The sequence below is a fragment of the Chryseobacterium sp. CBTAP 102 genome (assembly GCF_003201365.1).
GTDB lineage: Bacteria > Bacteroidota > Bacteroidia > Flavobacteriales > Weeksellaceae > Chryseobacterium > Chryseobacterium candidae.
The window spans coordinates 135,671-160,679 of record NZ_QICX01000007.1; the positions used below are offsets into that span (position 1 = coordinate 135,671).

A 25,009-nucleotide genomic window follows, 5' to 3' on the forward strand; every position below is an offset into this window, starting at 1 on the left:
ACCAATCCACTCGGATTGGTTTTTTGTTGAGATATACTTAGATAGTAATTAAAAGCTTTGCTGGTCTGCTGAAGGCCCATAGCTTCCTGGCAAAGGAATATTGTTCAGTCTGTAATACACTCCCAGTTGAGCCCTGTGATGGGTGATCTGATTTAAAGCATGGCGTATTGCTCCGTATTTGCTCCAGCTTGCCAGCTCATGACCATCATTTTTAATCGTCCAGATGGGATTCAGATCATCTTCTGTACTATTTTCCAATGCCGTTTTGGCCAATTGGTAGTCCTCCTCCAGCTTTTTCATGAGTTCACCCCTCGTAGAAAGAACGACAGGTTTGTAGTCTCCTTTGGCAAAATCCAGTTCGGAAGTTTTTAAAATAGTGTTTGGCCATTCAAAAACTTCTACCAGATGAGCGGCAAGGGGCATCATTTTCATGCTTTTTTCATGAGGAGCATAATCGTTTTTTCCTTCCGGGAACAGTTCAATAAATTTTTTCGTGGTTTGAAATTCTCCCTCCAGCTCGGATTTTAATTGAGATAAAGTGTCCATAATATTTTGTTTTTTAGAAACTTAAAGGTAAGCGTTTTGAAAATGAAACCGTTTTAAGAGAATCATAATTTTTTAATTCTTATAACATTAAGGATAAATGATAAATAAAATTTGAAAAAAACTGTAACAAAATAAAACATACGATTACTAATTATATAAAACTTGCTATAATGAAAAAATTATTCTCCCTATTTCTTATCGCTCTTTTTGCTTTTGCTGGCGCTCAGGAATCAAAAGAGACTGCAAACCGTTTCTTTTATGAACTTACTTTTAAGCCGAAGAAAGATTCAGCAAAACTAGATAAGATCATTACTATCCTTGATATTACTCCTAAAAAATCAATCTATCAGGATTATACAATGCCTGCCCAGGATTCTATCATTAAAGTTCAGATAGAAGAAATGGAGAAAACCAAATCTTTTAAGGATATGACTAAGCTGATTAAGTGGCCGAAATTTTCCTATAAGATCATCAAGACTTATCCTGACATGAAGGTACAGTATGTAGACAGAATCAGCAGAAACCTGTTCTCATATGAGGACGACCCGAAGCTGGAATGGAGTATTCTACCAGATAAACAAAAAATAGGAGCATACAATGCTCAGAAGGCAACTACTGACTTTGGAGGAAGAAAATGGACGGCATGGTTCAGTTCAGACATCCCTTTTCAGGATGGTCCATATAAATTTAAAGGACTTCCAGGCCTTATTGTAAAAATTGAAGATGCTGATAAAAACTATTCATGGCAGTTGAGTGGAAACAAAAAGATAGAGAACTATGATGAATTGTCTTATGCGGATAAGATCAATGCTAAAATGGGAATGATGAGCAATACAATAACGCCTACATCGAAAGAAAAATTCCTGAAATCTTACGAAGGTTACAAAGCAGATCCTTTTGCCGAATCGAGACCTTATATGACCGCAGAAAATATGAGCAGACCAATGCCGGGAACAGATGGAACCGTAGGAGACTTTATGAAGAGATTGGAAAAGCAGGTAAAAGATTTCTTCGGATCTAATGATAATCCAATAGAAAAAGAACAAGCTTCTGATAAGAAGAAAAAATAAGCATTCATATCAACTAAATTATATTTTGAATCAACCCAGATACAGCAATGTGTTTGGGTTGATTTCTTTTTATTGAAAATATTCCATTATGGATTATATAGGATTGAAGAAAACACTATTTTGAACTGATATTCAAGAATAAACAATTATTTTTCATTATATGTTTGTTTTACAACAAATTAAAATACTATGGGTTAATAGTCAAAAATAGTTGGTGAAATTCTTTATAATGCCGATTGTTACTTATGTTACAGGAAGTTTATTGAAACAAAGTTCAATAAACTTTTTTATTTCTGAAAATTCAAAAAAATCGTTGTTGGGACTGCTTTGGTTGCCAAAAAAAATTTTAAGAATGAAAAAGCAGAAATAAAAATAATTAAAAAATTGGATCAGGCAAAGATGAATTTGGAGGGATGTATTGCAATTGCATCTTATGTTGGGAGTTACAATCCTTCATATGGGCTGCAATGATGGCAGAATGTGTACACAGATGATTAAAATATTAGAATAATATTCATATGAATCAGCCCAAATACATCACTGTATCTGGGCTGATTTCTTTTAGGATAATAATTTCTCATACTTAATGAGAAGAAATTTTAAAAAATTATTCAAAAAAAATTTGATTTTATTTTTTATTCTTATATGTTTGTTAAAACTAATTTAATTTATTAAACCATGAAAAAAATTATTATTGCATCACTATTGATGACATCAGCGGTTGTATTTGCTAAAACAGAAAATCCAAAATTAAATACAGTCGAATCCAAAAGTAAGACAGAAGCTGTTCTTAAAGCAAAAAAGAATTTTAAAGATGAAAATGTGGTAATAAAAATTGCAAAAGCAAAGGTAATGAATCCCTTCCAGCAATGTGTATTCAACAATTCAATGTCTATTTCCTTAATGTATATATCTATGGGAATTCCTACTGCAGAAGGCTTTGCTGAGGCAGCAGCAACAGCTAGCTGCATGGCTAGTTTTGGAGGTCTTTAATTAACTAAATATTTAAAAATTATAAGGTTCAGGAAGTTTTCTTTCTGAACCTTGTTATTTAGATTAAATTTAAATAGCGTATATTTGCAAGACTAAAAATCAGGCTTTGAAAGAGAAAGGATTACATAAATTAAGTGGATTCCCTAAAAATAAAATGGGGAAGATATTGGGGTATGATAACGACCATCTTAAAATGCCCAATAAAATTATTGAAATGGGACTTCTTCCGGATACCCTTTTCAGGATTTTGCATCAGGCTCCGTTCAGCGGGCCAATGTATGTAGAATTTGGAGCAGAAAAAAGCCGGATTGCTCTTCGTGAGGAAGAAGGAGATTACATCATTGTTGAAGAATTGAATTAATGCAGGAAAACAAGAAAAAACAGATACTTTTAGTCGGGAATCCTAATGTAGGAAAGTCAACGGTTTTCAACACGCTTTGCAACAAAAAGCAGAAAACCGGAAACTACGCCGGCGTTACCGTTGCAAGTCATTCGGGGAACTATGTTTACAAAAATGAAGAAGTTGAGGTGATAGATCTTCCAGGTTCTTACAGTGTATACCCGAGTTCAGAAGATGAGGCTATTTTTTCCAAATATCTTATCGATGAGCAGAAGAACTACGCAGGAGTTGTTTATATTCTTGAAGCATTAAGTTTAAAAAGAGGGCTGCTGTTGTTTCAGCAGATTCAGGATCTTGGTATTCCTATGATTTTGATTGTCAACCAGATTGATCAGGCGGAAAGAAGAGGGATTACGATAGATATTCAAAAATTTTCCGATGCATTAGGTATTAAAATTATTCAGACCAATGCCAAGGAACAGATCGGGATTGATGAAGTAAGGGAAGCTGTTTATAACAGTGAGTTTGTAAAAACAGACAAACTTTCTTTTGAAACCCCAAATGAACATAGAGACTTTATTCAGAAACTGGCAGCACATAAAGGTTTCGATAACGAATATAAAGCATGGGTGAGCCTTTCCCTGGGAACAGATCTTGGAAGAATCGGCTCAGTAATGGAACAGTTGAATGAATCAGATTCTAAAAGCCTGGTGCCTAAAAGGTTGCAGGTTCAGGAAACCGTTAGAAGATATCAGAATGTAGACAAAATACTGGCTGATGTCATTTCTAAAAAAGCTCAGTTCAAAGAATTGTTAACCGAAAAACTGGATAAAGTTTTAGTTCATAAATTCTGGGGTTATGTTGTCTTTTTAGCTATTCTGCTGGTTATTTTCCAAAGCGTTTTCTTCCTTGCAGAATATCCGATGAGCTGGATTGAAGAATCCTTCTCATGGCTGGCAGCATTCACCAATGAACATCTTCCGGAAGGACCAATTAATTCACTGATTTCAAATGGAATTGTTCCGGGAATAGGAGGAATTGTGGTTTTTGCACCACAGATTGGAATCCTGCTGTACTTCCTTTATTTATTGGAAGATTCAGGATATATGGCAAGAGTGGTATTCCTGATGGACAGGCTGCTGCGCCCCTTCGGGCTTAACGGAAAAAGTATCGTTCCCCTTGTATCAGGAACTGCCTGTGCGATCCCGGCGGTGATCTCTACAAGAAATATTGAAAATGTAAAAGAAAGATTGCTCACGATATTGGTAACCCCATTTATGACATGTTCTGCGAGACTTCCTGTTTACAGCATCATTATCGGACTGATTATCTCAGAAGGAACATTCCTGGGAATAAAATATAAAGCACTGGTCTTGATGGGAATGTATCTTCTAGGATTTTTAGTGGCTTTATTCTCAGCAGCAATTCTTAAAAGATTTATTAAAAGTAAAGGAAAAACATACCTGGTAATGGATCTTCCTGCCTATAAAAAACCACTTTTCGGATATGACTTTAAAATGGTTTTAGGAAAAGTATGGGACTTCATTACCGGAGCCGGAAAAATAATTTTCATCGTAAGTATCATTATCTGGTTTTTAAGCTATTTCGGGCCAAGCCAGAAAACAAATGAATTTGTAGCAGCAGATGTTCATCTGGATCATTCTTACCTTGCTAAAATGGGTAAAGGAATAGAACCCGTAATCGCTCCGCTCGGCTACGACTGGAAAATGGGAGTAGGAATCCTTACAAGCTTCGTGGCAAGAGAAGTTTTTGTGGGAACAATGTCTACACTTTACAGCCTGGAAGATGATGCCCCGGAAGTAAAAGTTATTGATAAAATGAGAAGAGATGTAAAACCCAACGGAGAAAAAGTCTTCAGTTTTGCAACCGGAATTTCGGTGCTTCTTTTCTACGCATTTGCAATGCAGTGTGTTTCTACACTAGCAGTAGTCTACAGAGAAACCAAAAGCTGGAAATGGACCGGCTTTCAGGTGGTCATGATGACAGGTTTGGCCTATTTTGTGTCGATGATCGTATATCAGATTTTAAAATAATGGATTCATCATTAATTTTTCAATACGTACTTGTTCTGTTAATCGTAGCATTCGCCTGCTACTCTTTATTTAAAGTACTTAAAAAGAATTTCGCACCAAAGAAATTCAGTTCCAAAAGAACCAATTGTGATAAAGATTGTGGCTGCAGTTAAAAAATATTCTTATTTATCTTGTTCTAAAGCTTTTGAAAATATTAAATCCTTCACTTCTGCCCGTACCGGTACTTGAATCAACCTGCCGGTAAACAAGATTTCCGCCGGTAACTTCAAAAATAAGGTCATCACCCGTTTGAACATCAAAAGTAAGTGTATTGGTTCCTGAGCCTTGAACCGTTAAAGAATTAGAATTGTTATTTGCGAAATCGTGACCGTTGGAACTTATGATAAAACCTGAACCCCTGGACCAGGTAACCGTAGCATATTTAACGACACCCGTACCGCTTTGTCCTTGAACAAACCCTGTCAGTACAGTAAAACCGAGAATACTTCCTGAATTCACAGAGCACAATGTCTTATTCGTGGCTCCTGAAGTCGTATAAGATCCGTCAAAAGTTAAGGAATTACTGTTAGCTGTTTTCAAATCAAACTGTTTCACCAAATTCCCATTTTCATCAGAAATGAGTGGAGAAAAGAGATTATAATTAATCCCCGTATTTTGTCTCCCATTTGTTGTACTTACCGTATTGATCTTTAATACCGATTTTGTATTCGTTCCTGTATTAATGCCTAGTTGTGCGTCTGGCGATGTAGAATTAATTCCCATATTGCCGTTATTTAAAAGCGTAAATTTTTCCAGGAATCCGGAATCAGATATTCTTAATGCCTTTGTAGAAGAATTACCGGTGGATACAATATCAACCTTTGAAGTTGGGGTATTCGTATTGATTCCAAAGTTCCCTGTCTGTGCAAAAATGCTATTTCCTGTTATAAGACAGCTGATAATAAGACTATTTTTCATAAATTATCTGGATTTAAAGCTATAGTAAACATTAAAAGGGACGGAGGTGGCTCCAGAACCGGTAATATTATAATTTAAAGTTCCCATATTAGAGCCAGCCCCTACACTTCCGGTTAAGTTTACGGAAAATGTCAAGTCTGTTCCATTGGTAAAATTAAATATAAGAGTGTTGGTTCCAAGACCATTAATCACCATTGGATTAACCGTTGCAGAAGAACTGTCATATCCATAATTAGATACCAAAAAGCCGGCATTACGAGTCCACATAACATCAGCATACAAAACGTCTCCGGTTCCTAACGTGAAATCAGGAGTAAGTATTTGAAAACGGACAACATTTCCTCCGGAAAGATTGGTAAGAGTTGTGTTTGTTGAGGTTGCTGTATAGGATCCGTCAAAGGTTGAAGCCGTTCCACTGGTTGTTTTGATATCAAATTGCTTAAATACATTTCCGTTATTATCCACTACCAGGCTGCTGAACTGATTATAGTTAACTCCTGAAGCAATAGTCTTATCTTTAGTATTGCTGAGGTTATCTAATTTTAATACAGATTTTGTAGCCGATCCTGAATTAATGTTTAATTGGGCTGTATTGGCTGCTGCCGAAGAACTGTTTATCCCCACATTACCATCATTTTGAATAGTAAAGATTTCTGTAGGATTTGAATTGGTAATTTTTAAAGCCTTCGTTGCATTGGTATTTCCTGATGATATAATATCTAATGTGGCGATAGGCGTAGTATTATTGATCCCAACATTCTGGCAGAAGAAAATGGAAGGAGTAAATAATAAAATAATTTTTTTCATTGAATAGTAAATTTTTATTACACAAATTTAAAAAAACATAAATTAATAAAGGAATCTGAAAAATGAGAACAAAATGTTAAAAATAATACATTTATGTTGATTATGATAGAGTATTTTTCTGTTAATTAAAAATAAAACACAAATTGCTTTGTTTTTTCTTCAGTATTAATAAAAAAAATAATTATGCATTAAAATAAATTGAAAAAATCAGTAATTTCATTTTCTAATGTAAATTACTCGATTTGAATTTCTTTAAAGCAGGATTATCCATTTTATTTTCTTTATTTGTTCTTCAGGTAAAAGCACAGTCAGATACCTTAAACATCAAGTCTTATGCAGAACAGGTGATGATTCGCCTTAATCTTGATACGAATCTTGAAAAATACATTCTTTCCCAGGGAAAAAACGATAAAATAGAACTGTCTATCAATAACAAAACTAGAACATCTGTATCCGTTGACTATCGTGTTATAAGTGCTACAATTTCTTTTTCTCCCAAATTTATCCCGGGAAATAATGAGGATGATTTGAAAGGAAAAAGCTCCTATACAGATTTGAGCTTCAGGTTTTTCCCCAAAAGATTTATCCAGAATCTTTATTATAAAAAAGTAAAGGGATTTTATGTGGAAAATATGAAAGATTTTATTCCGGACTGGAAGGAGACAGATGCTTATTTACAGTTTCCGGACCTAAAAGTACTGAGTTTTGGTGGAACAACATCATACGTACTCAATAAAAATTTCTCAGCCAAAAGTATATATACTCACAGTGAATGGCAGAAAAAAAGCAGCGGAAGCTGGATTCCCTATCTGGATTATGATGTTAGCTTTTTTACCAACACAATCAATGAAGTGAAAAACAAAGAGGTTCAGTATAAGATAGGCGGTAATATGGGATACTTTTATAATTGCATTATAAAAGATAAGGTAAATATTGCTCCTTATCTTTCTGTAGGTCTTGGGGGACAGTTTTCAAGCTCCATTGAGGAGAATAAGAAGAAAGAAAATGAACAGTTTGTAACCCTGAGAATGGAAGGAGGACTCCACGTCGGATATAATTCGGAACATTTACTTTTTGGAGCAAGAATGAGCTTTAAGACTTATACCTATCAGAAAAACCAAGAGGCAGTAGAAAATAATAATCTGTACGGACTTATTTATCTGGGGTATCGTTTTGCACCACCGAGAGTTGTGAAAAATACCTATGATAAAGTCCAAAAAAAGATTCCTGTTTTATAAGTTGAAGGGTCTTTTAAGTATCTTTGCGTTGGAAAATTCAGAAAAACAAAATAAATTAAAAACATCATGTCATTAATAAAATCTATTTCCGGAATTCGCGGAACCATTGGTGGTAAAGTAAATGATAACTTAACACCGCTGGATGTTGTAAAATTCGCATCTGCATTCGGAAGCTGGCTTCAAAATAATAAAAACAAAAAAGATCTTACGCTTATCATCGGTAGAGATGCAAGAATCTCCGGTCAGATGGTGTCTTCTTTAGTAACCGCTACATTGCAGGGATTAGGAATTAATGTGGTAGACCTGGGGCTTTCTACAACGCCTACAGTAGAAGTAATGGTTCCTGAGCTGAATGCAGACGGAGGAATTATCCTTACCGCTTCTCATAATCCAAAACAATGGAATGCTCTGAAGTTATTAAACGAAAAAGGAGAATTCATTAGTGGTGAAAACGGTGCTGAAGTATTGGCCCTGGCAGAAAGTGAAGACTTCAACTATGCAGAAGTAGATGATCTTGGAAAATATGAAACAAGAGATGATGCTTTTGATATCCATATTCAGCAGATTCTGGATTTACCAATGGTAGATGCAGAAGCCATCAAAGCAAAGAATTTTAAGGTTGTTCTTGATGCGGTAAACTCTACAGGAGGAATTGCCATTCCTATGCTTTTGGATAAATTAGAATGCGAAACGATTAAATTATACTGTGAGCCTACAGGTCACTTCCCACACAATCCTGAACCTTTAAAAGAACATTTGGGAGATATCTGTGAATTGGTGAAGAAAGAAAATGCAGATTTAGGAATCGTTGTAGATCCGGATGTAGACAGATTAGCTCTCATTGATGAAAAAGGAGAAATGTTTGGTGAAGAATACACATTGGTAGCGGTTGCAGATTATTTATTGAAAAATAAAAACGGAGCAGCTATTTCCAATCTTTCTTCAAGCCGTGCACTGAAAGATGTGGCACAAACCCATAATTCAGAATACTTTGCAAGTGCTGTGGGAGAAGTAAACGTAGTCACCCTGATGAAAGAGAAAAATGCTGTCATCGGAGGAGAAGGAAACGGAGGAATTATCTACCCTGAGTTACATTACGGAAGAGACTCTTTGGTAGGAGTTGCGCTTTTCCTGACTCATTTAGCCAAAGAAAATAAAACCGTTTCTGAACTGAGAGCAGGATATCCGAGCTATTTTATGGGGAAAAAGAAAATAGAACTTACACCAGAGATTGATGTAGATGCTGTCTTAAGTAAAATGGAGCAGGAATATCAGAATGAAGAAGTTTCTACAGTAGATGGTGTAAAAATAGACTTTGAAAACAACTGGGTCCACCTTAGAAAATCCAATACGGAGCCGATTATCAGAATCTATACTGAAGCTAAATCTCAGGAGGAAGCAGATCAGTTAGGTGATGATATCATTAGCAAAATCAGAAGTTTAATCTAAAAATACAGGAAGAACGGACAATGAGTCTGTTCTTTTTTTATATCAGAAATGTTTCAGGCAGCTGTGGATGGAAAAATTAAAATGGAGACACAAGAAATAGATAGTAAAGATATCGAATCGGCATGAAACGCTGAGATACAAAGCGGAAAACACCTTGTTATAAGAATTTAACCCCAATTTCCGGTTTTTTATCCACAATCCTTTTATCGGTTTTCTTTTTTTACTATTTTTATAATAGAAATTTATGAAATGGAAAATTCAAAAAAAAGTTGCAACTTTGCATAAATATTTGAATATCAGTTTCAGATATATTATTAATTAAACGTTTGCCGAGGTTTGTAAGCAAATTCAAACGTTGGGCCGACAAAGAGGACACTATTGGAAGAGTATTTTGGAAATGAACTTGTAAAAAAGTTCGAGGAAATGATGGAAAACAATGACGAATTCTACTTTGATACAGAAGAGTTGGAAGACATTATTGTTTATTATTTGGAGCTTGGGGATTTTAATTACGCTGACATGGCTGTTAATTATGGACTAAAGCTTCACCCTAATTCGTTGGATATTAAGATTAAAAGACTTGAGATCCTTCTGGAGTGGGAAGAGTATAATACGGCGAAAGAACTTATTGACGAACTGAAAGGCGCTTCTATGGAGAATACAGACTTTTTGGTTTGCTACGCCAAGTATTATTCGAACCTAGGAAATCCCAGAAAATCCATTGAAATCTGCAAAAAAGCTTTAACATTAGAGGAAGAAGAAAACTTTCTCCACAACTTTATTGCGGATGAATATGTGAATCTCGGAGATCCTTTTAACGCTCTTAAACATTACAGAAAAGCACTGAAGGAAGATCCTACGGATGAATATTCGCTGGAAAATGCTATGGTATGCTTCAGTGACCTGAATAAGAGTGAGGAGGCTATTGCCTTTCTTAATGAATATTTAGATGAATTCCCTTATTCTGAAACCGCATGGTTTGAATACGGACAATTCTACTTCAACAGAAAAAATTATGACGAAGCGATAAGAGGCTACGACTATTTGCTGGCAATCAACTCAAACTCTGTAGGAGTATATGCCAATAAAGCAGCTTGTTATGAAGCTTTGGGACAATACCAAAAGGCGATCGAAACTTATGAAGAAATGCTGGAGCTTGAATATACAAAAGCATTTACTTTTTATAAGATCGGATTGTGCAATAAGGCCCTGAAACAGCCTATTTTAGCATTAAACGCATTCCAGAAATCACTGAGAGAAGATCCTCAGTTCTATCTTGCCATGATGGAGCAGTCTTATCTTTATGAAGAGATGGGCGGAATGTCTGAAGCATTGCATTTTGCCAAAGAAGCTACCCAGCTCAATGAAAACAATCTTGATTATCAAAAGAGACTGGCATTCCTGTTCATTGATTCAGGGAAGTTTGAAGAAAGCCTTTCCTGTCTTAAAAAACTGGTGGATGCAGAGCCGTCAAGATTCTATAACTGGTATGCCTATTCAGAAGTTTTGATGTTGGTAGGAGAGTATGAAGATGCGGTAACGGTTTTGAACAGAGCCATTAAAAAGCATTACAGAGCAGAGCTGTTTTATCAGCTTAGTAATTGCTTTTACAATCTGAAAGACCAGGATAAAGGAATGGAATCACTTCAAAAAGCACTTGAACTTGATCCTTCTCTAGCTAAGGATATGCAGAAAAAATATCCTTTCATTAAAGACGAAGTGAAAAAGGTAAAAGCCAGCAAAGTGAAGAAAAAGAACTAGAAGAATCTAAAATAAGAGAAAAAACCTGCAGAAATGCAGGTTTTTTTTATTGATAATTGTATTCGTAGAAAAATTTATCCGGAGCGCTGGTGTTTGCATTTCCGTTCATATCAAGAGACTGTCTGCTTTCTTCAGATGGATAACCTGCAGTATTAAAAGTGGTGGTATACTTATGAGAGGTAGCTCCGGTAACTGTTCCTCCTCCGGCTGTAGCATGGGTGAACTCTCCTTTATAAGTACTTAAGCTGTTTTTTATATTCGAAAATAGCATGCTTACCCCGTCACTGTTCTCATTTCCGTTGAATATGATTTTGTCAAAGCCTTTTACATTTTTAAAAGGATAGTTTTTTTCTGTGTAAGTATAAGTCTCTTTTTCGGTATAATTAACGGTATTTCCATTAACAGTTCCGGTTCCTGATCCTGCGCTGCTTACCATATTTCCATTGTTATAAGTAAATACACTGTTGATGGTGGAAGAACCTGCAATTCCCGAATTTGTCTCTCTTTTCACCTTGATTTCCGTATTACTGGTGTAGTTATAGGTAAATGTAACCGTATTTTGAACAGTTCCGGTAGTAGAATATTCCTTAACAACCGCTGAAGCCATACGTCCATTGGAATATCCATATTCCACAGCACTTTCAAGAACATTATTTTCGTAATTCTTAATGCCCGAAACATAATCATCGGTATAAGAAAACTCCACTCTTTGTCCATGATTAATGTTGTTCATCATACTGATGATTTTGGTTCCGTTGTAATTGATTTTCATTACAATACCGTCCATGGTCATCTTCGTGGGAAGAATTACACTTTGATTAGACGGATCACTGTTGTCAAAAGGAGTGTCGTCAGAATTGTAACAGGAAAGTACAGATAAGGCTACAGACCCCAAAAGTAGAAGTTTTTTCATAGTTATAAGTTATAATCAACCAAATATAATTTAATTTATAATATGATTTTATTTTTTTGGATTTGTTCTTAAAAAGATGAGTCCTGCGATAATAATTCCAGCACCCGTAAATTGTAAATAAGTGAGTTTTTCACCATCAATTATTCCCCAGATAATAGCAACAATAGGCATAACTAAGGTAACAGTGGATGCGAAGAGGGGAGAGGAAACTTTTAATAGACGGTAGTTCATCATCATGGCCAGGCCGGTCCCGAAAACAGATAAAAGGCTGACAAACATAAGTCCCATCAGATTATCCTTCGAAAAACTGAATTCCGAAAAGAATCCTGTACCTGTGAGTGCAATAATGGATGGCAGCAACAAAACAAAGGAAAAAACAAAAGCAGATAAAACCGTAGAAGAGACATCCATCAGCTTTGATTTTACAGTTGTGGTACTTAGTGCATAGCATAAAGTAGCCAATAAAAGGAGCAGAATAGGGATCATTTTCAGCTCTTTGCTGTCTCCTCCTCCAAATGCGAGTATGCATACTCCGGTAAAGCTTATTAGGGTTCCTGTAATCTGTTTTTTCGTGGTTTCAAACTTCCAGACCAGTGCACCTACAATAATCACAAAAATGGGCATCATGGAGTTGATGATTCCGGCAATACTACTGCTTATTTCCGTTTCAGCAATCGGAAACAGAAACATGGGAATGAAATTTCCGGTGAAGGCAGCCAGAATTAACCATTTTAAATGTTTTTTAGGGAAAAGTTTGTAATTGGAAATAGCCACCGGAAGAAGAATAATCCCGGCAATAAGAACTCTTAAAGACCCAACCTGAAACGGATTGAAATGCTCCAGCGATTTTTTGATTAAAATAAAGGATGATCCCCAGATAATACTCAGAACCACCAGAAGAACCCATTTTTCTTTATCTGCGTTCATTATTTTCGTGTAAGATTTTTAGAAATTCTTTTTTAGGAATCATTTTCGCCCCCAGACTCTCCAGATGTTCTGTATGTGATTGGCAGTCAATTAACTCAAGGTTGTCTTTGTTGCTTTCTACAAAGTTGATAAAACCTGCTTTTGAAGCATTATTTACCCTGGCAAACATACTTTCTCCGCAGAATACATTTCCAATCTGCAATCCGTAAAAACCGCCAACAAGTTCTTCACCCTGCCATACTTCAATACTTTTGGCCAAGCCGTATTGATGAAGCCGGATAAAAGATTCCATCAATTCATCAGAAAGCCATGTTCCTGACTGTCCTTTTCTTGTAGCCTGCTGGCAATTCCTGATCACTTCTCTGAAATTCTTATTCTCGGAGAAAGTAAAAACATTTCTGTTGAGTATCTTTCTCATAGACTTGGAAACTTTTAATTCTTCAGGAATAAGAACAAATCTTGGATCGGGACACCACCAAAGGATTTCCTCACCGGGATTGTACCAGGGAAAAATACCGAGCTGGTAAGCAAACCAAATACGTTCTACAGACAGGTCGCCACCAAAAGCAACCACTCCCTCGTGCCCATCATACAGCTCAGGGTCAGGAAATGAAATCTCGTTTTCGTCTAATCGGACCATTTTTAGAAAAAAAATCCCACTTCAAAAAGCAGGATTTATATTTGATTTTTATTCTTTAATTAAAAAGGCAAATCGTCATCATCGTCTCCGGCAAACGGATTTTCGTTAGAAACTGGAGATGCTGATTGCTGAGGCATAGCCTGAGTAGGTTCTGAAGTATTTTCAGAAACTTTTTCTATTCTCCACCCCGTAATAGAGTTGAAGTATTTCGTTTCACCCTGAGGAGAAACCCATTCTCTTCCTCTGATGTTGATTCCTACCTTTACGTTTTCTCCTTCTTTAAGGTTATCTAATAAACTGATTTTATCAGACAAAAATTCTATGTTTATCGGCTGTGGATACTGTTCCTGGGTCAAAATAACCATTTCTCTTTTTTGAAACCCGCTCGCAAATGTTTGAGCATCAAAAAGTTTCTTTACCGTTCCTTGTAATTCCATATCGTAAATATTAACGATGTAAAAGTATGAAAATGAAATGTAATAAAAGAAGGCATGAAAAAAAAATATGGAAATTTTATTTTTTTTTCCTGAAAAGTTTGGTGATAAAGGAAATTGTCCTATATTTGCACTCACAAAAACGAAGCAAGCTCTTTAAAACTTACAATATAAAAAACCAGCGGATGTGGTGTAATTGGTAGCCACGCCAGACTTAGGATCTGGTGCCGTGAGGCGTGGGGGTTCGAGTCCCTTCATCCGCACTATGCGAAAATAGCTCAGCTGGTAGAGCACAACCTTGCCAAGGTTGGGGTCGCGGGTTCGAATCCCGTTTTTCGCTCCACACCATGCCCTGGTGGTGGAACTGGTAGACACGCAGGACTTAAAATCCTGTGTCCGCAAGGACGTACGGGTTCAAGTCCCGTCTGGGGTACAAGACCCTCTGTAATATCTTACGGAGGGTTTTTTGTTTTAATAGAGAGCGTTCTTTAAATAAAAATCTTATATTTGTAAGGAAATCAGGTTGAATCTGAGTATTCAGATCAGCAAAACCAGCGGATGTGGTGTAATTGGTAGCCACGCCAGACTTAGGATCTGGTGCCGTGAGGCGTGGGGGTTCGAGTCCCTTCATCCGCACTATTCTAAAAGGTTTTTTAGAATCATTAAGAAGGTTGGAACCTCTGGTTCGAATCTTTTTTTTTGCCCACACCATGCCCTGGTGGTGGAACTGGTAGACACGCAGGACTTAAAATCCTGTGTCCGCAAGGACGTACGGGTTCAAGTCCCGTCTGGGGTACAAAGCCCTCTGTAAGAGATTACGGAGGGCTTTTTTGTTTTCAATGCAATAAATCCCTGTCTGTTTTTTATATTTAATTCATTATAATTTAAAAATAGTGAATCAAAAAGGAAAACTATATCATGTCTTTTGGTACATTTGCCACAGAAAAAATAAAACCATGAAGTTATTCAATACCATTGTAGTCGTTGGCATGATCGCTGCCTCTAACCCGTTATTCTCACAGACATCCAGCGAAAGCAAAGCCAAAGAAATTATTGAAAAAGCCATCCAGGCAGAAGGCGGAAAAAAACTTCTGAGCAGCATAAAAACGCTTTATTCCAAATCTGAAACGGTAATGGACGGACGAAATGTGTATTGGATTACCAAAGAAATGGTACCCAATAAAGGAAGCTTTGAAATTGAATACCAGGGAAGAATTGTTTACAAATCATGGTTTGACGGTAAAACAGGTTATGAACTGGTCAACGGTGAGAGAAAGCTGGCTGATCCTGCTGAATTTAAAGATAAGGCCGACAGAAAGTATATCATGAATGAACTTGCTTACATAGATCCAAAATTATACAAGATTGAACTTATTGACGAAAATCCGGATAAGATCTATTATAAAATAAAAGCAACCTATATAACAGGAAAGGTGACCTATCTGTATTACGATGTAAAGTCATTCTTTCTAAGCAAAGAAGAAACGGTGGAAAATGGTGAAAAGAATACATTCTCTACAGTTTTACAAAGCGATTATAAAAAATTCGGGGATCTTTGGTATGCTACCAAATCTACTTTTGTTTCTGAAGATGGTAATCAGGAAGCAACTCTTGTAGATTTATACTACAATAAGAATATTGAGGATAAAGATTTTAAATAATTGATTTACAATCTCTCCAGACTAAAACAAAAACCTTTGTAAATGCATTACAAAGGTTTTCTTTTTTAATAAGCTGCATAAAAAACCGCCTCACAAGCTGCGAAACGGTTAAAATATATTGAGAGGTGATTAGTTGCCTAATTCAAGCTGATTTTTTACAAGACTGTAGTAATCTGCTTTTCTGTTGACCAATTCCTGGTGGTTTCCTTTTTCAACAACAGCTCCGTTTTTCAGAACGATAATCTGGTCTGCATTTTTTACGGTACTTAAACGGTGGGCTACAATAATTACCGTTTTTCCTTTGAAGAATTCCTGTAAGTTATCATGAATGATCTTTTCATTTTCGGCATCCAGCGCAGAGGTGGCTTCATCGAAGAGGATAAAATGAGGGTTTTTGTATACGGCTCTTGCAATAAGAACCCTTTGTTTCTGCCCTCCGGAGATTCCGTTGCCGGCTGCCCCGATTTTGGTGCTGTATCCTAACGGAAGATTATCTATGAAAGAAGAAATATTGGCTACTCTTACGGCATTTTCCATCTTTCTGGTATTGATTTCCACTTCGCTGGTGGCGATATTTCTTTCAATGGTGTCGGAGAAGATAAACCCATCCTGCATTACCACTCCGTAGTTTTCTCTGATGCTTTTAGGGGAAAGGGTAAGAATATCATCTTCGTTATAATGAATGGTACCGTGAGTAGGATTATAAAACTTTAATAAAAGCTTCATCAAGGTTGTTTTTCCGCTTCCGCTGGCTCCTACAATGGCTGTCACTTTACCTTCAGGGATAAACAGGTTCACATCTTTTAAAACGAACTGAGATTTGGGTCCTTCATACTGAAAAGAAACATTATTTAAAGTAATTCCTCTCTCTTCGTCTTTTGAATGGTTATTGCCTATTTCCAGGGCTTTCATTCCTTCTTTTTCTTCTTCTTCGTGGTTCTGAACTTCATTTAATCTTGAAAGACTCAGTTTCGCATCCTGTAAAGAACGGAAGAAAGAAATCATCTGGTTAACGGGAGAATTCAATTGTCCGATGATGTAAGAGATGGCCAATAGTTCGCCGATGGTCATATTTCCTTTCACAACCTGCAATGCCGCAAAGAACGTCACGAAAATGTTCTTTAATTGGTTAAGAAATTCAAATCCTGAAAACTGAAACTGATCTACTTTTAAAATCCGAAGGGTTGTTTTAAAAAGCTTATTCTGAATCCCTTCCCATTCCTGTCTTTTGTAATCTTCAAACTGATTTAACTTCATTTCAGAAACTCCGTTCAGGATCTCATAAACGCTTTCCTGGCTTTGTCCTTTTTCGCGGAATCTGTAATAATCCAGAATTTCTCTTTTTTTCAGCCAGTATTGAGCCCAAACCAATGATAATGCCGTCAATGATGAGTAAATAAGCACAATTGTAACGTTATAATACCAAAGCACTCCGAAAAACACTAGAAAAGTAACCATAGAGAAGAAAGTCATAAGGCTCTGAGAGGTAAGAAAATCTTCTATTCTCTCATTATCCTGGATTCTCTGGGTAAAATCTCCCTTCATTTTGGTATCAAAAAAGCCCATTGGAAGGAGAAGCATTTTCTTCAGAAAGTCTGAAATAATGGAAATACTGATTCTGGTCCCGATATAAAGCATCAGCCAGTTTCTGAGAATTTCTATCGTGATACTTCCTAAATATAAAACGACCTGAGAGACCAGAATGATGGTAATAAGATCTACGTCTTTTGTGTTAACTCCTTTATCAATAAGTGTTTGCGTAAGGAATGGAAATACAAGGCTCAGGCAGCTACCGATAAGCAGCATTCCGGATAAAAAGAGGAATTTGTTTTTGTGCTCTTTGAAATATTTCATGGCAAAAGAAATACTCAGTTTATCTTCTTCCGGGAAGGTTTGCTGGTAAAAGCTGTTGGTAGGGCTTACAAAAAGGGCAATTCCGGTTTCTCCGTCAGACAGCCAGCTTTTAAGAAAGTCTTTTTCGCTCATCCAGATCATTCCGTGGCTTGGATCTGCAATTTTGTAGCGTTTTTTTCCTGAAATAAGGCTTTTATTTACATCAATAAGTACCACGAAATGATTTTTATTCCAGTGAAGAATACAAGGCAGGCTGCCGTTTTCATCCAGGGTCTGTAATGTAAGCTTGGCAGGATACGTTTCAAATCCAATATCTTCGCACAGTTCACTGATGCTCAGTAAGCTAACTCCTTCTCTGGATAGGTTGGCATTTTCTTTCAAAAAATGTAACGGAATCTGCTTGCCGAAGTAGGAAGCCACCATTGCGATACATGCAGGACCGCAGTCCATTTGGTCGTGTTGAGGGATAAATTTTAGCTTCATGATACTAGATATTTTCTTTTGCCGATTTTCATTTTGTAATACTTTTCTACGATGCCGTAGATGATCAGTTCATGCATTCTGTGTCTGGATCTTATCAGCCTGTTGATATGCATGTGAATAAAACTGCTCACTAATCTTTCTTTCTGAATGGTCCTGAGCTTTTCTATTTCCTTACAGTTTTCTGTGACCGCATTAACAAACTCTGAGAAGTATGGATTGCCATCCGTTTCTACAATTTCGCTGATGATATTCAGGTTGCTTCTGTATTTAAGGTCAAGCTGCTTTTTCAGGTTGCTGTCTACATTAAACTCTTTCTGAAACTGGGTATAGATTTTACTGATCACTTCATGCCGTTTATCCAGATCCATTCTGAAGACATCAAAATAGACGTCAATACTTTTGATGGCATATAACCAAAGATCATCGTTGTTCGGAATATTCTTTAACAGATTCACTGTCAGTTTACTGTCATAGTGGAAGATATGTTCCGCAGTGTCAATAAATTCACCTTCATATCTTTCATATTCTCTGTCGTAGGTTCCCATTTCCACTTTATTAATGATTCCTTCGCTGATATATTTATCAAAATAATCGTTGAAAGTTGTAATGATCTGCGCTGTATTGGTAAGGTCATTATCATTAATTTCCAGCCTTAGTCTGATATGATTATCAGGATCACTGTACCTGATGTAGAACCATTTTTTGATCAGATCTTCTTCATTAAGCTGTTCTAAAAGCTCCGGAAACACATCCTGTAATATTTTGTCTGAGAACTTGTTTCCGCAATAAATTTTATAGTAAAGCCATTTATTTCCCGGGATGAACTTATGATCAGCAATACTGGCATTGAAAAGATGCGGGTCAAGCTCAGTTTTAAATGCTGTATAATTTCTGTTGATCATGGGAATGATAATCTCATTGTTGAATTCATCTGCTTCAAGATCATAAAGACATTCTGTAAGTGTCACCATTTCTTTGGATCTCAGTTCATCCACAAGGAATAATAAAAGGTTATCATTTTCCGTATCGATCAGTAATTTGTTATCTCCCTGAGCAATAAAGAAATATCGGTTAACTTTTTTATCTGATAGATATTCTTTTAATTTTTTAATGCTTTCCGTATTGTTTTTGGCCTTTATTCCTGATACTTCGTTCTGGTATACTCGCCATAATGCCGGCGTAAAGATGATATCATTACCAAAGGTGATGCGGGGAATATAATCATACATCAGGTAATTGGTATCCCCAATGTTTAAAACCAATGCAGTGGAAATATCCTGATGCTGGAGGTCACATAAAAACTGGTATACCGGCAGCGAATTATAATCAAAATTATGAGCGGTAGAATGGAAGATTTTTACTTCTTTATTCTGTTCTTTATGGAATAAAACGATTCTTTTATCTATCATTTTAATGTAAAGGTCCGTCAGGCTGATGGTATTTTCCGACGCAGAAGGTTTCGTAAGATAAGAAAGCTGGTTTCCTCTTTTTACCTGTCTCAGAAGGATATTTCCGGCTCTGTTATCAGGTAGGTGAAGCAGTTCTGCGTAAATAAAATGATCATCGTTCTGTTCTTCTTTAATGATTCTGTTCATCGGGGCAAGGATTTCTTCATCTTCATTGGAAAATCTGGCGATAAGGTTGGCTCCGCTGGTACCTCCTACAGAAGAAATAGCAATTTTATCAGAAACCTTTTCTATCATTACTGCAAGAGATCTTGCCAGGCTTACTTCTTCCGTATTCTGAAGATTGCTGATATCATGCTGGCTGAGATCTATAGAAGTCTCTCCGTTAATGTTGGCTTTATTGATGAGTCTTCTCCAGAATTCATGAATCTTTTTATTGTAAGTGATGGAAAAAGAATCCGTGTTAGAATTGGGCCAGCTTAACGTATCTAAAAGAGAAGAAAAATCGTTTTCACTGTTTTGTTCCTGAATATACCCGATGCCGCTTTCATTGTCCAGCACTTCTACCAAAGGGACCAGGCTTTCTTCATATCTTGTGTAAAAAGCTGTTTTAAACTTTTCTAAGTTTTCATTCACCGTTTCGCTTCCTTTGTCCCAAAAACAGGCTAAGGTATTGATTCCTTTTTTGATTTTGGAAAGATCTTCTCTGGTAACCGGAGAGAAATCAAGGGTTCTTTTTAATGAAGAATTAATCAGGTATTTTCTGTCATATAATATGGAGAACTGGTTGGCAAGGGCAAATATTTCACTGTAATATTCCTGAGGCTGTCCTACTCCTGAATTAAGCAGCTTCATATAGTCGTCCATTCTGATGAGGGTATCAAGGTAAGCATCCAGTTCAGGAGCAATGCCTTTTTTCGAATGTAAATATTCAATGATCTGGCATAGTGGAGAATGCTCATTCAGGCAGATATCAAAATTGCTTTTAAAGAACTGGGCATCTATCAGGCTGAAGATATAATATTTAGCATCTTCTTCAGAAACTCCTTCTACGTTTTCTGCTACCAGAGCCACCAGGCCGTCGAATGAGTAAGACTTATTGGCTGTGTTTTCAACCAGAAAATCCAGAAGCTCGTCTTTTTCCAATGAGCTGAGCGTGTAAACTCTTTTTTCATTTTGTACTGTAGTTTCGATATATCGGTAATAATCACCCAGCTTATAGACGGAGTCATTAAGCTCATATTCGTGAACTTCCGGAAAGTCTCTGTTGATCAATGCGATAACCTGAAAAAGGAAAGACAGGTCCAGCGTTGTATACCGGTGGATAGAATCCATATTTCCGGCTTCAATATTTTTATGTTCTGCGTTCAGTTCAAAAGCGGAATGAGAAGCAAATGTTCCGAACGGAGTAGACCTGGTGGTAATTCTGATATAGTATTTCAGGATAGAATTGTTAATTCTGTTTCTCTTTACCTGGGATAAAGATGAATCGTTCTGGCATAATCTTGCCCATTCGTTATACAGCTCATAAGATGCTAAGAAAACAGATTCTCTGAAGACCTCATCATTCCACAGTTCCAGAACAAAATGATCAAGATCTGCTGTATTTTTCGGTATGTTGTTATATTGTCTGAATGAGTACAAAGCGTTTCTCATAAAGCCAATATTAATGTTATCTAACTGCGTTTTCATGTTGAATAGATTGTAAGTTGTAATGATTGCTTATCGTTTCAGCGTTTTCTATTTTCTTATCACTGTCGGGTTCCGTATCATATAAGATGAATTCATCTACGGCCAGTTGATCATCCAGGTTTTCAATGAGTTCAAAAAGCTCTTCAAAGCTGAGGTGTAGAATTTTGAACGCTTCGGATTCATCTGCGTCAGACTTTATTTCACTGATTTCTGAGAGGTTGATTGCCAGAGCAAGTGATGTTTTGGGTTCAAATCCGTTTTTCTGTATAAATGTTTCTTTATATCTGTTGATCTCTTCTTTTTTACCTTCAAAACTGTCAAGGAATTTTCCGTTTCCGTGAAATGCTGATACACAATAATTTGAGTATAAACTGACGGCGTCATCCAGATTGTTCAGGGAAGAGGAAAGATACCATAGATCCGGGATCAGTCCGCCGTAAGGAGGGATCAGAATGCCTTCTTTTTCATTCTTTTCTGCTTCAGAATAAAAAAGTTCATGAATCATGCGGGCATTTTCTTTGAAGACCACTCCGGAGCCTCTTTCAAGAATGTCCGGGTTTAAAAGGTTTTTCGTATGATTACTTTCAGGGATGCCTTTGGACAGGCCAAGGTCTATTCTCCCGTTGAATATATTGTTGATCAGCTTATAATTGGTAGCCACAGCATAAGGAGAATAGCTCGGTACTGAAGTTCCTGCGGATCCTACTCTTATTTTTTCCGTCATTCCGGCAATCATGGCAATCACGATGTCCGGATTTGAAAAGGCAAGATTCTTAAGATGGGAATAATGATGCTCTGCCAGCCAGAATCTGCTGTATCCTAATCTCTCTGCATGAAGGGCATAATCAACTACATCGTTAAGAGCAGTGATGGAATCTTTGCCGCTTCTGTATCCTAGTTCTAGTAATCCTATGCTTTTTGTTTTCATGTTACAGTAAAAATTTTAGGTATTTCGTTTGGTCTATTTTGTCATTCAGAGCAATCAGGGCTCCTGTTTTTCCGAAGAGTAAATTGCTGTCTTCCAATGTGAATGGCTGATCCAGTTCGTTTTCCAGGATTTCCAGCGATCTTTTTGTCCAGAAATTTTTAGCTTTTTCATACTCAGGATGGCTGTCTTTTTCATGAAGCTCATGGTAAAGCTGTACAAGTCCTGAGGTTCCGTGGCAGTACTGGATAAACTCTACTCCTGTGTTGGCCATTACTTTCCTTTTGGTTGTTTCCAGACCCAGTTCGCGGGCCATTTCTGTGTATCTGTTTTCCTGTAGTGTTTCTCCTGTTTTATAAAGAAGATAAGAGAAGGAAAGATCACTGTTGCACCAGCAGAGTCTGTTATTATGAAAAGGCTTCAGCCGGTTTTGTGCTATTTTGTAATTGTATGGTTTATATATTCTGGCATTTTCTACTTCATGAACATCAAAATTGGAGATAATGAAATCCAGGCATGAGTTAATAATATGTTTTGCTTTTTCCGTTATTTCCGGAAGGGCCAAAAGATTATTAACAATAGAAAGATAGCCATAATTGAATCCTAAGTTGATACCATCTGCATAGCTGTCGTTCAGCTTGTTTTCAAATGGAGTGGGGTGAGAAATACATTCGTCATAAAGTATGTTTACGATTTCGCTGCTGTATTTTTCGTTTCTGATGGTGTTGAAATAGTGAAGATTTCCTATGGGTCCATCAAAAAAAGTGTAATTGTTTTCGTTCAGCATGGTGACAGACTGTTGGAAGATCAGTTCTCCGATGTCTGCAATCTGTTCATCAAAATCATCCTGAATAAGTCCGTCCTGTTTCAGCAGGTTCAGAATAATGCCCAGTCCGGTCATTCCTTTGGATAGATTCGGGAGGGTGTATACGTTGTTTTCTTTTTGCAGGTTGCCATTTTCAAATACTTCTTCCAGGATAGCGCCTACTTTGTTCACATAGATATCATTTCCGGAGATCTGATACTGTGCAAGAAAATAAAGCAGAAGTCCCAGTTTTCCATAAAGCAATCCGTCCGGTAAATTTCCATAATCAAAATCCAGCAGTTTCTGATCATATTCCTGAAGAAGGATTGTTATGTTTTGAGATTGTAGAGTTTCCATTATAGATCGTAATTATAGAATGAAACATAATTGTGATGGTTTGTAATGATATTGCTCATCAGATTAATACCAATTCCTGCTATTCCCTGGCCTAAAGCCATGTTGATATTGTCATATTCTGCATTGTAGTAGGCATTGAATCCTGCCCATTGCTCATTTTCATTTTTCTTAGACCGAAGAAGATGCTGGTGCCAGTAGTCTTTGGCTTCCAGAAAGACATCCTGTTCGGTAAGATGATAAAGGTTTTTGTACAAAGCGGATAATCCGGCAGAACCATAAATTAATCCCGGTTCCAGGATGGCAGACTGATCAGGATCTTTAAATTTTGTGGTATTGATCAGTATTTGCAGTCCTTTGTCACAATAATCTTTATTGTCTAAAAGAATTCCGGCATTGTAAAAAGTATAGCCAATTCCTATTTCCCCATAAGCCAGATTATGATAATCTATATAAACATCTTCAAAGGCATTGAACGGGAAAAGAGAGATATGGTCTGTAGTGCTTTCTTTACAGCTCCAGATGAATGAAAGTCCGGAGTGAATAAGCGCTAAAGATTCCGGAGTGTAGATGTTATTTTTGTAAAGGAATAACAAATAGTTGATGACTCCTGTAGTTCCGTGCCCTAAGCCCAGTTCTACATATGGATTTTCTTTATTGCGAAGATCAAATTTCCAGTAGCTTCCGCTTTCGTGAGTTTGAGTAAGCTCAATGATTTTATCCAAGGTATTGTTTATCAGATGTTTTTTATCCTCAAGATTTCTCAAAACGAAATACTTGGCAAAGCTCGGAAAACCGCTGGTAAGGTCAAGATCTCCGTTTTGTGTTTTCTGGATCAGAATTTCTTCCAGAATGTCATCTATATTCTCCAGTAAAGAATCTATTTCATTGTCTAAAACTTCCTGCTGTTTCAGGAATATAAGATATAATCCCAGCTCTCTTATTTCATCATTAAAATGAAGACTCTTATAATCCTCTGTTAAAACAGACAGAGACTTTTCAATATAATGGGTTACCAGTTCTAAAGATTCCGATTCCCGGGTCATCAGATAATGATAATAATAGAACATTGAAGCACTTAGAATCCCGTTATTAAGACCTATTCCGGTAAGGGATGTCTCTTTTTTACGGATACATTCTTCTATTTCTGAGATGATTAATTTTTCTTTTTGCATGATGTGAGAGCTGTGAGATTATATAATTTTTTTTAAAAGAGGGAGACTGATGAACATCTCTCCCTCTTTTATAGGAGAAGATTACTTCGCTATTCTTGTTTGTACCACAGTGTTTCCACCGCAAGAACACTGTCCGCAAGACTGGGCCGCTGCCTGAAGGCTGTTAACCCCTCCTTTTAGGCTGTTCATTTGCTCTTCCTGTAATTTGCTGATTTGCTCTTTGTTGATTTGAAGACCCTTAGTTAGTTTCATTTTGTTCATGATGTTTAATTTTAAATGTTATTGTTTATTTTAAATGTGATTGGGAGTGCTGATTATTGAGCTGCTCTTGTTTTTACCACAGTGTTTCCACCGCAAGAACACTGTCCGCAAGACTGGGCCGCTGCCTGAAGGCTGTTAACTCCTCCTTTTAGGCTGTTCATTTGCTCTTCCTGTAATTTGCTGATTTGCTCTTTGTTGATCTGTAGACCTTTTGTTAATTTAATTTTGTGCATGATGTTTGATTTTGATTGTTATTGTTTATTT

At 36.8% G+C, this 25,009-nt stretch carries 22 protein-coding genes and 5 tRNA genes; 13 read left to right on the plus strand and 14 right to left on the minus strand.

What is annotated here, in order from left to right; all coding sequences use genetic code 11:
* Nucleotides 1-48: 48 nt before the first annotated feature.
* Nucleotides 49-546, minus strand: a complete 498-nt coding sequence (locus C8D70_RS11810) for a DinB family protein (protein WP_110367446.1) — start codon at nt 544-546, stop codon at nt 49-51.
* A 170-nt stretch (nt 547-716) separates the two neighbouring features.
* Between C8D70_RS11810 and C8D70_RS11815 the strand changes: the two genes are divergently transcribed.
* The 4 genes from C8D70_RS11815 (at nt 717) to feoB (ending at nt 5,003) form a co-directional block, all read left to right on the plus strand.
* The gene (locus tag C8D70_RS11815) at nt 717-1,616 is read left to right on the plus strand and encodes a GLPGLI family protein (RefSeq protein WP_110367447.1); all 900 of its coding nucleotides are present in this window, start codon (nt 717-719) and stop codon (nt 1,614-1,616) included.
* Between the two features lie 678 nt (nt 1,617-2,294).
* Entirely contained in the window at nt 2,295-2,609 is a 315-nt protein-coding gene (locus C8D70_RS11820; protein WP_110367448.1) for a hypothetical protein, read from the plus strand.
* A 106-nt stretch (nt 2,610-2,715) separates the two neighbouring features.
* Nucleotides 2,716-2,970, plus strand: a complete 255-nt coding sequence (locus C8D70_RS11825; RefSeq protein WP_110367449.1) for a ferrous iron transport protein A — start codon at nt 2,716-2,718, stop codon at nt 2,968-2,970.
* Nucleotides 2,970-5,003 (plus strand): ferrous iron transport protein B, encoded by a 2,034-nt coding sequence (feoB, locus tag C8D70_RS11830; RefSeq protein WP_110367450.1) that lies wholly within the window; start codon nt 2,970-2,972, stop codon nt 5,001-5,003. The genes C8D70_RS11825 and feoB overlap by 1 nt, the downstream gene beginning before the upstream one ends.
* A 165-nt stretch (nt 5,004-5,168) precedes the next feature.
* Here the strand turns inward: feoB and C8D70_RS11835 are convergent, their stop codons facing one another.
* Both C8D70_RS11835 and C8D70_RS11840 read right to left on the minus strand, forming a co-directional pair.
* Entirely contained in the window at nt 5,169-5,960 is a 792-nt protein-coding gene (locus C8D70_RS11835; protein WP_110367451.1) for a hypothetical protein, read from the minus strand.
* A gap of 3 nt (nt 5,961-5,963) precedes the next feature.
* Nucleotides 5,964-6,767: a hypothetical protein gene (locus C8D70_RS11840; protein ID WP_110367452.1), complete on the minus strand. Its 804-nt coding sequence runs from the start codon at nt 6,765-6,767 to the stop codon at nt 5,964-5,966.
* Between the two features lie 242 nt (nt 6,768-7,009).
* Between C8D70_RS11840 and C8D70_RS11845 the strand changes: the two genes are divergently transcribed.
* From C8D70_RS11845 to C8D70_RS11855, 3 genes are all read left to right on the plus strand, one after another.
* Nucleotides 7,010-8,005 (plus strand): DUF4421 family protein, encoded by a 996-nt coding sequence (locus C8D70_RS11845; protein WP_110367453.1) that lies wholly within the window; start codon nt 7,010-7,012, stop codon nt 8,003-8,005.
* Between the two features lie 66 nt (nt 8,006-8,071).
* Nucleotides 8,072-9,454 (plus strand): phosphoglucosamine mutase, encoded by a 1,383-nt coding sequence (glmM, locus tag C8D70_RS11850; protein ID WP_110367454.1) that lies wholly within the window; start codon nt 8,072-8,074, stop codon nt 9,452-9,454.
* A gap of 378 nt (nt 9,455-9,832) precedes the next feature.
* A complete protein-coding gene (locus C8D70_RS11855; protein WP_076595218.1) occupies nt 9,833-11,215 on the plus strand; it encodes a tetratricopeptide repeat protein in 1,383 nt (460 codons plus the stop codon).
* A 46-nt stretch (nt 11,216-11,261) separates the two neighbouring features.
* On the opposite strand, the gene C8D70_RS11860 is transcribed toward C8D70_RS11855, so the two are convergent.
* From C8D70_RS11860 to C8D70_RS11875, 4 genes are read right to left on the minus strand one after another with little or no spacing between them, the layout of a single operon-like run.
* Nucleotides 11,262-12,128, minus strand: a complete 867-nt coding sequence (locus tag C8D70_RS11860) for a hypothetical protein (RefSeq protein ID WP_110367455.1) — start codon at nt 12,126-12,128, stop codon at nt 11,262-11,264.
* Between the two features lie 48 nt (nt 12,129-12,176).
* Entirely contained in the window at nt 12,177-13,055 is an 879-nt protein-coding gene (locus C8D70_RS11865; protein ID WP_076595220.1) for a DMT family transporter, read from the minus strand.
* Nucleotides 13,042-13,695 carry a leucyl/phenylalanyl-tRNA--protein transferase gene (gene aat / locus C8D70_RS11870; RefSeq protein WP_110367456.1) on the minus strand — a complete coding sequence of 218 codons (654 nt, stop codon included), beginning with the start codon at nt 13,693-13,695 and terminating at the stop codon, nt 13,042-13,044. Before aat ends, C8D70_RS11865 begins: the two co-directional genes overlap by 14 nt.
* A 59-nt stretch (nt 13,696-13,754) precedes the next feature.
* Nucleotides 13,755-14,132 carry a DUF3127 domain-containing protein gene (locus C8D70_RS11875; protein WP_110367509.1) on the minus strand — a complete coding sequence of 126 codons (378 nt, stop codon included), beginning with the start codon at nt 14,130-14,132 and terminating at the stop codon, nt 13,755-13,757.
* Nucleotides 14,133-14,310: 178 nt separating this feature from the next.
* On the opposite strand from C8D70_RS11875, the gene C8D70_RS11880 reads away from it, so the two are divergent.
* The 6 genes from C8D70_RS11880 (at nt 14,311) to C8D70_RS11905 (ending at nt 15,790) form a co-directional block, all read left to right on the plus strand.
* Nucleotides 14,311-14,392 (plus strand) — tRNA-Leu (locus tag C8D70_RS11880).
* Between the two features lie 4 nt (nt 14,393-14,396).
* A tRNA-Gly gene (locus tag C8D70_RS11885) sits at nt 14,397-14,472 on the plus strand.
* Between the two features lie 6 nt (nt 14,473-14,478).
* Nucleotides 14,479-14,562, plus strand: a tRNA-Leu gene (locus C8D70_RS11890).
* 121 nt (nt 14,563-14,683) lie between these two features.
* Nucleotides 14,684-14,765: transfer RNA gene (locus tag C8D70_RS11895), tRNA-Leu, on the plus strand.
* Between the two features lie 76 nt (nt 14,766-14,841).
* A tRNA-Leu gene (locus C8D70_RS11900) sits at nt 14,842-14,925 on the plus strand.
* Nucleotides 14,926-15,085: 160 nt separating this feature from the next.
* Nucleotides 15,086-15,790 carry a hypothetical protein gene (locus C8D70_RS11905; RefSeq protein ID WP_076595222.1) on the plus strand — a complete coding sequence of 235 codons (705 nt, stop codon included), beginning with the start codon at nt 15,086-15,088 and terminating at the stop codon, nt 15,788-15,790.
* 129 nt (nt 15,791-15,919) lie between these two features.
* Here the strand turns inward: C8D70_RS11905 and C8D70_RS11910 are convergent, their stop codons facing one another.
* The 7 genes from C8D70_RS11910 to C8D70_RS11940 form a co-directional block, all read right to left on the minus strand.
* Nucleotides 15,920-18,127 carry a peptidase domain-containing ABC transporter gene (locus tag C8D70_RS11910; protein ID WP_110367457.1) on the minus strand — a complete coding sequence of 736 codons (2,208 nt, stop codon included), beginning with the start codon at nt 18,125-18,127 and terminating at the stop codon, nt 15,920-15,922.
* Nucleotides 18,124-21,225 (minus strand): lantibiotic dehydratase, encoded by a 3,102-nt coding sequence (locus C8D70_RS11915; protein ID WP_110367458.1) that lies wholly within the window; start codon nt 21,223-21,225, stop codon nt 18,124-18,126. The genes C8D70_RS11910 and C8D70_RS11915 overlap by 4 nt, the downstream gene beginning before the upstream one ends.
* The gene (locus C8D70_RS11920; RefSeq protein ID WP_110367459.1) at nt 21,206-22,153 is read right to left on the minus strand and encodes an LLM class flavin-dependent oxidoreductase; all 948 of its coding nucleotides are present in this window, start codon (nt 22,151-22,153) and stop codon (nt 21,206-21,208) included. The genes C8D70_RS11915 and C8D70_RS11920 overlap by 20 nt, the downstream gene beginning before the upstream one ends.
* A gap of 1 nt (nt 22,154) precedes the next feature.
* The gene (locus C8D70_RS11925) at nt 22,155-23,312 is read right to left on the minus strand and encodes a lanthionine synthetase LanC family protein (protein ID WP_110367460.1); all 1,158 of its coding nucleotides are present in this window, start codon (nt 23,310-23,312) and stop codon (nt 22,155-22,157) included.
* The gene (locus tag C8D70_RS11930) at nt 23,312-24,484 is read right to left on the minus strand and encodes a lanthionine synthetase LanC family protein (protein ID WP_110367461.1); all 1,173 of its coding nucleotides are present in this window, start codon (nt 24,482-24,484) and stop codon (nt 23,312-23,314) included. The genes C8D70_RS11925 and C8D70_RS11930 overlap by 1 nt, the downstream gene beginning before the upstream one ends.
* An 81-nt stretch (nt 24,485-24,565) precedes the next feature.
* A complete protein-coding gene (locus tag C8D70_RS11935; protein WP_174774463.1) occupies nt 24,566-24,736 on the minus strand; it encodes a class I lanthipeptide in 171 nt (56 codons plus the stop codon).
* 62 nt (nt 24,737-24,798) lie between these two features.
* Nucleotides 24,799-24,978: a class I lanthipeptide gene (locus C8D70_RS11940; protein WP_076595229.1), complete on the minus strand. Its 180-nt coding sequence runs from the start codon at nt 24,976-24,978 to the stop codon at nt 24,799-24,801.
* Between the last annotated feature and the right edge of the window lie 31 nt (nt 24,979-25,009).